A 10,403-nucleotide genomic window follows, 5' to 3' on the forward strand; every position below is an offset into this window, starting at 1 on the left:
GCGCTCGCGCCCACCGGCGGCGCGCTGCCCGGCCAGCCCGAGATCATCGGCGCCGTGCAGGCCGCGAGCGACCCGCGCGACGTCGTCGTGCAGGCGGCCGGATCCCTGCCCGGCGACCTCCACAAGCTCTGGCGCGTGCGCGACGCGCTCGGGTACCACGTCGAGTACGCGTTCTCGTGCATGGGCTACGAGATCCCCGGTGGCCTGGGCGTGAAGCGCGGAGCGGAGGCGTACGGCGACGACCGCGACGTGATCGTCATGGTCGGCGACGGCTCGTACCTCATGCTGCACACGGAGCTCGTGACGGCGGTGGCCGAGGGCATCAAGATCATCGTCGTCGTGATCCAGAACCACGGCTACGCGTCCATCGGCCACCTCTCCGAGACGGTCGGCACCGAGCGCTTCGGCACGCGCTACCGCCAGCTCGACCCGGCGACGCGGGCCTTCGAGGGGCGCGAGCCGCTGCCCGTCGACCTCGCCGCGAACGCGCGCAGCTACGGCGTCGACGTGATCGAGGTGGCGCCCGGCCCCGACGCGACGACCGCGCTCGGCGACGCGGTGCGGCGGGCGAAGGCGTCCGACCGCACCACCGTGATCCACGTGGAGTCCGACCCGCTCGTCTACGGCCCCGACGGCGAGGGCTGGTGGGACGTGCCCGTGCCCGGCGTCTCCGAAATGCCGTCGACGCAGGCCGCGCACGCCGACTACGTGGAGCGGAAGAGGGCGCAGCGGCCGCTGCTCGGGTGACGCGGGGCCGGCGGCGTGGACGCCGCCGGCCCCGGATGATCCAGGCACGTCACGCGGTTCGCGGACGTGACCTGCGCGGACGGGCTCAGAACCGGCGAGGAGCCGGCGCGTGGCGCGTGAAGAGCGTCCAGTCGAGGGTCGCCCTGTCGATCGGACCGCGTCCGCCGACCTTGCCGTAGTCGTAGCCGGTGCAGTGGGGGCCGGAGAAGCTGGTGACGGTGGTGTCGTAGATCTGCGGCAGGACGACGCCCGCGTAGCGGACGTCGTCGATCCTGTCGCTGTAGCCGGAGTACGAGACGCACTCGTCGACGTCGTCGACGGCCAGCCCGCCCGGCCTGACCGAGTAGCCCTGGACGCGGAAGGACCGGATGTTCTGCCCCCCGTGGGCGACCGGGATCCAGTGCGTCTGGAACACGAACCGGAACAGCGGGCCGGGCCACCTGGGTGCCGGTCCGTGCCCCGCTCCCGGGACGGTGATCTGGGATGCGTCGGTGGAGGCGGACGCCGGGGCTGCGGATGCCGAGGCCGCGGACGCCGGCGCGATGCCGAGGCCGAAGGTGGCGGAGAGCGCGATGGCCGCGGCGGCGGCGATGGTCCCCGCTCGACGCAGGTGACGCGGGGATCGGGTCGATGGCGTGGTGGACGGCATGACGATGGTGCTCCGTTCTCGGGTGGAGCACGAGGCTAGGCAGCCCGTCGCTCCCGCCGAGGCGCGCCTCCACAGACGGTCGTCTGGGCCGACCTCGTCCAGCGGGACCACCGGTCGCCCCGCCCCTGGTCGCCCGGATGCTATTTCCTATAGGATCTGGATCCCGGGCACCCGGGACCCGACGACCGCGATGGAGCAGCATGCCGGAGACGAACGCGACCCACCCCGCCCCGCCGTTCACCGCGGAGGAGTGGCCCATCGCCACCTGCCTGCACTCCTTCGCCACCGTCGGCCGCGACGGCACCGCGCTGCACGACGCGGATCCGGCCGTCTGGGACCGCATGTTCGCCGACATCGCGCGCGAGGGCTTCACCCTCGCCGAGCTCGCCGACAGCCACGTCCGCCCGGCTGACCTCGAGCCCTCCCGCCGTGAGGAGCTCGTCTCCATCGCGCGGGGCCACGGTGTCGGCATCCCGTCGGTGCACCTGCAGCGGCAGAGCGTGATCATGCCGGGCCACGAGGCGCAGAACCTCGCCTACGCGCACCGCACCATCGACGCGATCGCCGAGATGGGCATGGAGGTCTTCTCGACCGGCCTGCACCAGCCGTTCAGCGACGCCCAGCGGAAGGCGCTGTGGTTCTGGACCGCCGAGGGCCCGAAGGACCCCGACGACCCCGAGGTGTGGGACGCCGCCGTCACGCGCCTCCGCGAGCTCGGCCGGCACGCCGCCGACCTCGGCCTCCGCATGGCGCTCGAGATGTACGAGGACACCTACCTCGGCACGGCCGACAGCGCCGTGCGGCTCGTGCAGGAGATCGGCCTCGACAACGTCGGACTGAACCCGGACGTCGCGAACCTCATCCGCCTGCACCGCCCGGTCGAGAGCTGGCGCGAGCTGTACGCGAAGACGCTGCCGTACGCCAACTACTGGCACGTGAAGAACTACATGCGCGACGAGGCCGCCGACGGCAGCTGGGCGACCAGCGTGCCCACCACCATGAAGGCCGGCCTCATCGACTACCGGCAGGTGATCCGCGACGCGGTCGAGCTCGGCTTCGACGGGATCATCCTCACCGAGCAGTACGGCGGCGACAGCCTCGGCGTCTGCGCGGAGAACCGGGACTACATCCGCACGCTGCTGCCGCAGACGCGCGACGCACAGGGAGAGGCATCATGAACGCACGCAGCATCGCCATCGTCGGATCCGGCTACATGGGCGGCGGCATCGCGCAGGTGCTCGCGCTCGCGGGCGCGACGGTGCGCATCGCCGACATCTCGGAGGAGATCGCCGTCGCGAACCACGCGCGCCTCATCGCCGAGGCCGAGCGGTTCGTCGCGGACGGGCTGTTCCCCGCCGATGCCGTCGAGCGGATCCGCGCGGCCGTGACGCCGGCCGCCTCCATCGAGGAGGCGGTCGCCGACGCCGACTTCATCGAGGAGGCCGTCCCCGAGAAGCTCGAGATCAAGCACGCCACGCTCGCGCGGATCTCGGCGGCGGCCCGGCCCGACGCGGTCATCGGATCCAACACCTCGACGATCCTCATCTCCTCGCTCGCCGAGGCCGTCACGAACCCGGAGCGGTTCCTCGGCGTGCACTTCTCGAACCCGGCGCCGTTCATCCCGGGGGTGGAGCTGATCCCGCACGTGGGCACCGACGAGCGGGCGATCGCGATGGCCGAGGAGATCGTCGCGGCCACCGGCAAGGAGACCGCGCGCGTGACGGACTCCACGGGCTTCGTGCTCAACCGCCTGCAGTACGCGCTCTTCCACGAGGCGACGCAGATCGTCGAGGAGGGCATCGCGACCCCCGAGGACATCGACACGATCGTCCGCACCACGTTCGGCTTCCGCCTGCCGGTGTTCGGCCCGTTCGCGATCGCCGACATGGCCGGCCTCGACGTGTACGCGTTCTGCTACGCGTCGCTGCAGACCCGCTGGCCCGAGCGCTTCGCGACGCCGGCGTCGCTGCAGGCCCACGTGGACGCGGGCGAGTACGGCACCAAGACCGGATCCGGCTACCTCGACGTGCCCGCCGAGCGCACCGAGGCGCTCGTCGCGTACCGCAACAAGGCGTACGTCGCGATCAAGAAGCTCATGGACGAGCTGGGGCCGGCGCCGATCGGATAGGCGCCGGACCCGCCGCGTCGCACGGAGGCGATGCCGGACGTCGACGGGTCCAGCGGCGTCAGTGCGTCCGCTGCGCGAGCATCGCGAGGACGTCCGCGTGGCGTCCCTCGGCCTCGGCGTCGCGGAGGAACCGCACCCGCTGCACCAGCACCTCCTCCACCTCGGGCTGCCCCTCGACGATCCGCATCACCTCGTCGAGGAACTCGTCCAGAGGCATCGCCGACTCCTCGTCCTGCTGGCCCATGAGCGTCGTGCGCACAGCCGGCGGCACCAGCTCGATCACCTGCAGGGGCGTGGCAGCCCACTGCACGCGCAGGCTCTGCGTGAACGAGTGGACGGCGGCCTTCGTGGCCGAGTAGGTCGGCGTCGCCGGGAGGGGCACGGAGGCCAGCCCCGAGGACACGGTCATGAGCACGCCGTCGGGCTTCGCCGCGAGCCAGGGCCCGAAGGCCGCGGCCGTGCGGATCGTGCCGAGCAGGTTCGTCGCGATGGTGGACTCGGCGACCTCGAGGTGCGCCGGGTCGCGCAGGTCCTCGGGGAGCATGATGCCGGCCATCGTGATGACGACGTCGAGGTCGGGGTGCTCGCGGGTCACCGTCTCGGCCGCCGCGCGGATGGACGCGGGATCCGTGACGTCGAGCTCGAGCGGGTGCATGCCGGGATGCGCCCGGACGATCTCGTCGAGCAGCGCGCGGCGGCGGCCGGCGACGATGACGGTGTCGCCGCGGGCCTGCAGGCGCTCGGCGAGGCCGAGGCCGATGCCCGATGTGGCGCCGGTGATCAGGACGGTGCTGCCGGTGGTCTTCATGGTGCCTCCTCTGCGGGGCCGTGCGCCCCGTCGCGGTCCAGCCTCCGTCGCGCCCCGGCGGCCGGGAAGGGAGCGCGCATCGGGGGAGCGGCGGTCCCTGGATGCGCGGCACACCAGGGGCGAGGATGGGGCCATGGACCGTCCCGCGCTCGCCGAGTTCCTCCGTGCGCGTCGCGAGGCGCTGCAGCCCTCCGACGTGGGGATGCCCGCGGGTGCCCGCCGGCGCACCGCGGGCCTCCGGCGTGAGGAGATCGCGGCCGTCGTCGGCATGTCGGCCGACTACTGGGCCCGCCTCGAGCAGCGTCGGGGTCCGCAGCCCTCCGACCAGATGCTCACGGCCATCGCCCGCGGGCTCCGCCTCGGCCTCGACGAGCGCGACCACCTGTTCCGCCTCGCGGGCCACGAGACGCCGCGGCGGGCCCGGCTGTCGTCGCACGTCAGCCCCGGCCTGATGCGCGTGCTCGACCGGCTCGACGACACCCCGGCCCTCGTGATCACCGAGCTCGGCGAGACGCTCGCGCAGAACCGCCTCGCCGCCGCCCTCTTCGGCGACGACATGGCCTGGACCGGCCTCGATCGCAGCGGCGTGCACCGCTGGTTCGCCCACCCCGAGGAGCGCGGGCAGTACCCGGAGCGCGACCACGAGCGGCAGGGACGCCTCCAGGTCGCGCAGCTCCGCGTGGCCGCATCGCAGGTGGATCCCGACCCGCTCGCCGCCGAGGTGATCGCGAGCCTCCTGGCGACGAGCGCGGAGTTCCGCCGCTACTGGGACCTGCAGGAGGTGGGCACCCGCTTCGACGAGCGCAAGACCCTGCGGCATCCCGAGGTCGGCGAGGTCGAGGTGCACTGCCAGGCGCTCTTCACGGAGGACCAGTCGCAGGTGCTGCTCGTGCTGACCCCGCTGCCCGGCTCGGGTGCCGCCGATGCGCTCGGGCTGCTCGGCGTCGTGGGGGAGCAGCGGTTCGAGCGCTCCTGAGCGGTCCGCGCCGCATGCGCTACCCGCCGAGCACGCGCTGCGCCACGCCCATCGCGCCCATGCCCTTCGGCCAGCCGGCGTAGAAGGCGACGTGGGTGATCGCCTCGACCAGCTCCTCGCGGGTCAGGCCGTTCTCGACGCCGCGGCCGAGGTGGAACCCCAGCTGGTCCAGGTCCCCGCCCGCGGCCAGGACGGCGACGGTGATGAGGCTGCGGTCGCGCGGCGACAGCTCGGGGCGGTTCCAGACGTCGTCGAACAGGACGTCGTCGGTGAGGGCGGCCAGCTTCGGCGCGAAGCCGCCCAGGGCGCGGCGGCCGCCGCCGATCTGCCGCGGCTGCGCGTGCTCCTCCTGCTGCGGGCGCTCGGTCATCGGGTCTCCTCCGTCATGGGTCATGCCCCCACCCCACACCCCGGTGCCGACGCGCGGGAGGCACCGCTGATGCACGTACTCCCGGTGCCTGTCAGCGCCGAGGCCCGAGGCCTAGCGTGAGGGCCATGGACAACAGCAACGAGGTGCGCGAGTTCCTCACGTCCCGGCGGGCGCGGCTCAGTCCGAGCGATGTCGGCCTACCGGACTTCGGCGGACGCCGCCGCGTGCAGGGGCTGCGGCGCGAGGAGGTCGCCATGCTCACCGGCGTCTCGACCGAGTACTACGCCCGCCTCGAGCGCGGCCAGATCGCCGGCGTGTCCACGCAGGTGCTCGAGTCGCTCGCCGGGGTCCTCAAGCTGGACGACGCCGAGAGGCAGCACCTCGCCGACCTGGCGCGCGGCGCCCAGGTCACGGAGCGGTCCCGCCCACGCCGGCCCGCGTCCACGGGCGTCCGCCCCGGCATCCGGGCAGCGCTCGACGCCATCACCGGGGCCCCCGCCTTCGTGCGCAACGGGGCGATGGACATCCTCGCCGCCAACGCGCTGGGTCGGGCGTTCTACGCGTCCGTCTACGCCGGGGCCGGGGACGGCCTGCCGAACCTCGCGAAGTACAACGTCTTCGATCCCGCCGCCAGGACCTTCTACCCGGACTGGATCGCCGCCGTCGACGCCACGGTCGCCGTGCTGCGCCTGGAGGCGGGGCGCGATCCCTTCAACGCGCGCATCACCGCGGTCATCGGCGAGCTGTCGACGCGGAGCGAGACCTTCCGCGACCGATGGGCGAACGCCGACGTCCGGCGCCATGACGGCGTCACCAAGGACGCGCACCACCCGGTCGTCGGCGACATCTCGCTGGAGCTCGTCGGCACCGAGCTGCTCGCCGACCCCGGCCTGTCGCTCATGATCTACGCCGCCGTCCCGGGGAGCCCCGCGGAGGATCAGCTGCGCCTGCTCTCCACCTGGGCCGCGACGGACGCCGGCGACCGCCCCGCCCCCGCCTCCCTGTCCCGTCACGACCCGACCCCCGGAGGAGCCACGTGATCATCGAGCCCGACCGCCCCACGACCAGGAACCCGCCGGAGCAGTTCGCCGGCGAGGTCTGGCTGGAGCCGATCGTCGCGCCGCACGACGGCGATCAGCGCACCGTCGTCGGCCTGGTGCGCTTCGCCCCCGGCGCTCGCACCGCCTGGCACTCCCACGCGCGCGGCCAGTACCTCCACGTCACGGCGGGCGTCGGCCGCTTCGGCACGCGCGACGGCCGCATCCTCGAGGTCCACGCCGGGCAGACGCTCTACACGCCGCCGGGCGAGGAGCACTGGCACGCGTCCGCGCCCGGCGCCTCCATGGAGCACCTCGCGATCCTGGAGGGCGCGGACGATCCGGCCGAGACGACCGCCTGGGCCGAGCACATCACCGACGACGAGTACGACGGCCGCTGAGGCCGACCCGCCCACGAGAGGAGCCACCATGCACACGCGCACGCTCGGACAGGGACTCGAGGTGTCCGCCATCGGCCTCGGCTGCATGGGGATGTCCCAGAGCTACGGCCCGAACCCCGGCAGCCGCGACGACATGATCGCCGTGATCCGCTCCGCCGTCGACCTCGGCGTCACGTTCTTCGACACCGCGGAGGTCTACGGGCCGCACGTGAACGAGGAGCTCGTCGGCGAGGCCCTGGAGCCCGTCCGCGACCGCGTCGTCGTCGCCACCAAGTTCGGCTGGGACATCCGCGACGGCGCGAGCGTCGGGCTGGACAGCCGCCCGGAGCGGATCCGCGCCGTCGCCGAGGCATCCCTGCGCCGCCTCCGCACCGACGCGATCGACCTCCTCTACCAGCACCGCGTGGATCCGGAGGTCCCCATCGAGGACGTCGCCGGCACTGTCGGGGAGCTGATCGCGGAGGGCAAGGTCCGGCACCTCGGGCTGTCCGAGGCCTCGGCCGACACGATCCGGCGGGCGCACGCCGTGCATCCCGTGACCGCCGTCCAGAGCGAGTACTCGCTCTGGACCCGCGACCCGGAGGCCGAGGTGCTGCCGACCCTGGCGGAGCTCGGCATCGGCTTCGTGCCCTTCAGCCCGCTCGGGAAGGGCTTCCTCACCGGCGGCGTGGATGCGTCGACGGCCTTCGCGGAGGGTGACATCCGCGGCACCATCCCGCGCTTCACGGCGGACAACCGCGCGGCGAACCAGGCGCTCGTCGACCACGTCTCGGCCCTGGCCGCAGCGAAGGGCGCGACCCCCGGCCAGGTCGCGCTCGCCTGGCTGCTCGCCCGGCAGCCGTGGATCGTCCCCATCCCCGGCACCCGCCGCACGTCCCGCATCGAGGAGAACGCGGGCGCGACGGCGGTCGGCCTCTCCGCCGACGAGGTCGCCGACCTGTCAGCCCTCGCGGAACGGGTGGGCGTGCAGGGGGATCGCTACGACGAGGTCCACATGGGGTACGTCGACCGGTGAGGGCGGTCTAGGCGGTCGCGTCGTCCGCGTCGCGTCGGGACCGCTCCCGCACGCGCTCGATGTGCGCGCGCATCGCGGCGGCCGCCGCGTCCGGGCCCTCGGCGACCGCGTCGATGATCGCCCGGTGCTCGTGCACGGCGTCGTCGGCGTCGTGCACGCCCGTGCGCATCGTCTGGCGCATGCGGTGGACGCGGGTGGAGATCGCCTCCGACATGTCGAGGAGGAAGGGGTTGCCCGTGGCCTCGAAGATCCGGTGGTGGAAGTCCCAGTCGACGACGAAGTACTCGCGGATGAGGCCGACGGGCATCTCGCCGTCGCCCGACGCCGCGCGCACGCGCTTCGTCGTCGCACGGTGCGCGGCGAGGGCGTCCTCGAGCGCCGGCACCAGGCGCGTCGGATCCGCGGCCGCCAGCGCCGTCGCCCCGCCCTCGAGCACGAGGCGCGCGTCGAACAGCGCCTCGAGCTGCTCCCCGGCGATGGGCGGCGCGACCCGGTAGCCCTTGTGCGCCTCGCGCGCGACGAGGCCGGTGCGCTCCAGCTGCACGAGCGCCTCGCGCACGGGCGTGGGGGAGACGTGGAGGTCGCGCGCGATCTGGTCGATGGCGAGGCGGGAGCCCGGCTCCATCGCGGATCCCATGAGCATGTCGAGCACGAGGTCGTAGACGCGGTCGCGGAGCCCCTGCCGCGCGGGCATCGAGGTCGCGTCGAGCGGGAGGCCGGAGGTCACCAGGACAGTCTGCCGTCAGCGGGAGGCGTCGGGCGCCGGCCGGGCCGCGGCGCGTGCGTGCACTTCGTCGAGGATCACGGCGACCGCCCGCGGGTCGTGCGCGAACCGGCCGAGGAACAGGCCGTCGACGTCGTCGCCGATGCGGGTGAGGAGTCCGGGGCCGGCGCTGCCGCCGTAGATGACCGCGGATCCGGGGTGCGCGTCGAGCGCCTCGACGTGCGCCCGCAGCTCCCGGCACACCCCGCGGATGTGCACGTCCGACGCGGGCTCGGCCGCGCCGATCGCCCACTGCGGCTCGTACGCCACGACGATCCGGCCGCCGTGCCCGCGCTCCGCCGCGAGTGCGAGCGCGTCGTCGAGCTGGCGGATGCACTCGCGGGCGGCGTCGGCCGGATCCTGCCTGGCCTCCTCGCCGAGGCAGAGGATCGGCACGAGTCCCGCCCGCAGCGCGGCGTCGGCCTTCCGGCGCACGACCTCGTCCGTCTCGCCGAAGAGCCGACGCCGCTCAGCGTGGCCCACCTCGACGAACGCGCCGCCGATCTCCCGGATCTGCCCGCCCGAGACCTCGCCCGTGAAGGCGCCGGCGTCCTCGGTCGCGAGGTCCTGCGCGCCCACGGCGGCGAGCCCGTCGAGGATCCCGACCGCCGCCGGCACCGACAGGTACGACGGCAGCACCACGAGCTCCGCCTCGCCGCCCGTCGACGCCGGATGCGTCCGCGCGATGGACGCCACGGCCTCGCACCACGCGACCGTCTCGGCGTGGCCCAGGTACATCTTGAGGCTCACGCCGATGACGACCGGCGGCGCGGCCGGCTCCGCGGGCACGGCCCTACTTCGCCTCGTACGCGCGGATCTCGTCGACCTTGTCGTTCGAGGCGCTCGACGTGTCGAACTCGTAGGTCAGCCACTCGCGCACGTTCCGCCTGGCCAGCTCGACGCCGACGACCCGCTGTCCCATGCAGAGCACCTGCGCGTCGTTGGAGAGCACGCTCCGCTCCACCGAGAAGCCGTCGTGCGCGGTGACGGCGCGGACGCCGGCCACCTTGTTCGCCGCGATGGCCATGCCGAGGCCCGTGCCGCAGATCAGCACGGCCCGGTCGGCCTCGCCGCGCGCGACCATCTCGGCCGCCGTCGTCGCGACGGTCGGGTAGTTGGTGTGGCCGTCGGCGTCGACGCCCACGTCCACCACCGAGGCGACGAGGCCGCTCGCCTCGAGGTCGGCCTTGATCGCCTCCTTGTGGTCGTATCCCGCGTCGTCCGCGCCGACGACGATGCGCCAGGTCCTGGTCATCCGGTCCTCCTCTGGGTGGTGCTGGTGGTGGTGTCGATGGATCTCACCGGTCGGCGAGTCTCACCGGTCGGCGAGCGTGCGCCCGACGGCTGCGGTGATGAGCGCGAGCGAGATGGCGCCGGGGTCGGGGGTGCCGACGGAGCGGTCGCCGTGCGATCGGGCGCGCCCGATGCCGGGCTTCATGGCGGCGGTCGCGTCGGCGGCCTCCCGCGCGGCGTCGCTCGCGGCGGCCCACGCGTCGGCGAGCGATGCGC

The 10,403-nt window shown here is 73.7% G+C and carries 14 protein-coding genes; 7 read left to right on the top strand and 7 right to left on the bottom strand.

Annotated features, from left to right (window positions below; all coding sequences use genetic code 11):
- Nucleotides 1-747: thiamine pyrophosphate-dependent enzyme (locus DZG00_RS07535; RefSeq protein WP_233550096.1), on the top strand; the 747-nt coding region annotated here is incomplete at its 5' end.
- Nucleotides 748-832: 85 nt separating this feature from the next.
- Here the strand turns inward: DZG00_RS07535 and DZG00_RS07540 are convergent.
- Nucleotides 833-1,396 (bottom strand): hypothetical protein, encoded by a 564-nt coding sequence (locus tag DZG00_RS07540; RefSeq protein ID WP_119381659.1) that lies wholly within the window; start codon nt 1,394-1,396, stop codon nt 833-835.
- A gap of 200 nt (nt 1,397-1,596) precedes the next feature.
- On the opposite strand from DZG00_RS07540, the gene DZG00_RS07545 reads away from it, so the two are divergent.
- Entirely contained in the window at nt 1,597-2,574 is a 978-nt protein-coding gene (locus tag DZG00_RS07545; protein WP_119381658.1) for a sugar phosphate isomerase/epimerase family protein, read from the top strand.
- Nucleotides 2,571-3,524 (top strand): 3-hydroxyacyl-CoA dehydrogenase family protein, encoded by a 954-nt coding sequence (locus DZG00_RS07550; RefSeq protein WP_119381657.1) that lies wholly within the window; start codon nt 2,571-2,573, stop codon nt 3,522-3,524. The genes DZG00_RS07545 and DZG00_RS07550 overlap by 4 nt, the downstream gene beginning before the upstream one ends.
- Nucleotides 3,525-3,582: 58 nt before the next feature.
- Here DZG00_RS07550 and DZG00_RS07555 read toward each other — a convergent pair whose 3' ends face one another.
- Complete coding sequence (locus DZG00_RS07555) at nt 3,583-4,332, bottom strand: SDR family oxidoreductase (RefSeq protein WP_119381656.1); 750 nt, start codon at nt 4,330-4,332, stop codon at nt 3,583-3,585.
- Nucleotides 4,333-4,465: 133 nt separating this feature from the next.
- Here DZG00_RS07555 and DZG00_RS07560 point away from each other — a divergent pair, with 133 nt between their 5' ends.
- Nucleotides 4,466-5,308, top strand: coding sequence for a helix-turn-helix transcriptional regulator (locus tag DZG00_RS07560; RefSeq protein WP_119381655.1), 843 nt, complete (start codon nt 4,466-4,468; stop codon nt 5,306-5,308).
- A gap of 19 nt (nt 5,309-5,327) precedes the next feature.
- Here DZG00_RS07560 and DZG00_RS07565 read toward each other — a convergent pair whose 3' ends face one another.
- Nucleotides 5,328-5,678, bottom strand: coding sequence for a carboxymuconolactone decarboxylase family protein (locus DZG00_RS07565; protein ID WP_119381654.1), 351 nt, complete (start codon nt 5,676-5,678; stop codon nt 5,328-5,330).
- Nucleotides 5,679-5,803: 125 nt separating this feature from the next.
- Between DZG00_RS07565 and DZG00_RS07570 the strand changes: the two genes are divergently transcribed.
- The 3 genes from DZG00_RS07570 to DZG00_RS07580 are packed head-to-tail and all read left to right on the top strand — an operon-like array spanning nt 5,804 to nt 8,131.
- Nucleotides 5,804-6,718 (top strand): helix-turn-helix transcriptional regulator, encoded by a 915-nt coding sequence (locus DZG00_RS07570; RefSeq protein WP_119381653.1) that lies wholly within the window; start codon nt 5,804-5,806, stop codon nt 6,716-6,718.
- On the top strand, nt 6,715-7,116 hold the full coding sequence (locus tag DZG00_RS07575; RefSeq protein WP_119381652.1) for a (R)-mandelonitrile lyase: 402 nt from the start codon (nt 6,715-6,717) through the stop codon (nt 7,114-7,116). The genes DZG00_RS07570 and DZG00_RS07575 overlap by 4 nt, the downstream gene beginning before the upstream one ends.
- A 28-nt stretch (nt 7,117-7,144) precedes the next feature.
- Nucleotides 7,145-8,131 carry an aldo/keto reductase gene (locus DZG00_RS07580; protein WP_119381651.1) on the top strand — a complete coding sequence of 329 codons (987 nt, stop codon included), beginning with the start codon at nt 7,145-7,147 and terminating at the stop codon, nt 8,129-8,131.
- 7 nt (nt 8,132-8,138) lie between these two features.
- Here the strand turns inward: DZG00_RS07580 and DZG00_RS07585 are convergent, their stop codons facing one another.
- From DZG00_RS07585 to DZG00_RS07600, 4 genes are all read right to left on the bottom strand, one after another.
- Nucleotides 8,139-8,858, bottom strand: coding sequence for a GntR family transcriptional regulator (locus tag DZG00_RS07585; RefSeq protein WP_233548907.1), 720 nt, complete (start codon nt 8,856-8,858; stop codon nt 8,139-8,141).
- Nucleotides 8,859-8,873: 15 nt separating this feature from the next.
- Nucleotides 8,874-9,683 (bottom strand): triose-phosphate isomerase family protein, encoded by an 810-nt coding sequence (locus tag DZG00_RS07590; protein WP_119381650.1) that lies wholly within the window; start codon nt 9,681-9,683, stop codon nt 8,874-8,876.
- A gap of 4 nt (nt 9,684-9,687) precedes the next feature.
- A complete protein-coding gene (locus DZG00_RS07595) occupies nt 9,688-10,149 on the bottom strand; it encodes a ribose-5-phosphate isomerase (protein WP_119381649.1) in 462 nt (153 codons plus the stop codon).
- 60 nt (nt 10,150-10,209) lie between these two features.
- On the bottom strand, nt 10,210-10,403 hold a 194-nt coding region (locus DZG00_RS07600), incomplete at its 5' end, for a DAK2 domain-containing protein (RefSeq protein ID WP_119455501.1).

Origin of the sequence: Clavibacter lycopersici (genome assembly GCF_003576405.1) — a bacterium.
In the GTDB taxonomy this organism is placed as follows: Bacteria; Actinomycetota; Actinomycetes; order Actinomycetales; family Microbacteriaceae; genus Clavibacter; species Clavibacter lycopersici.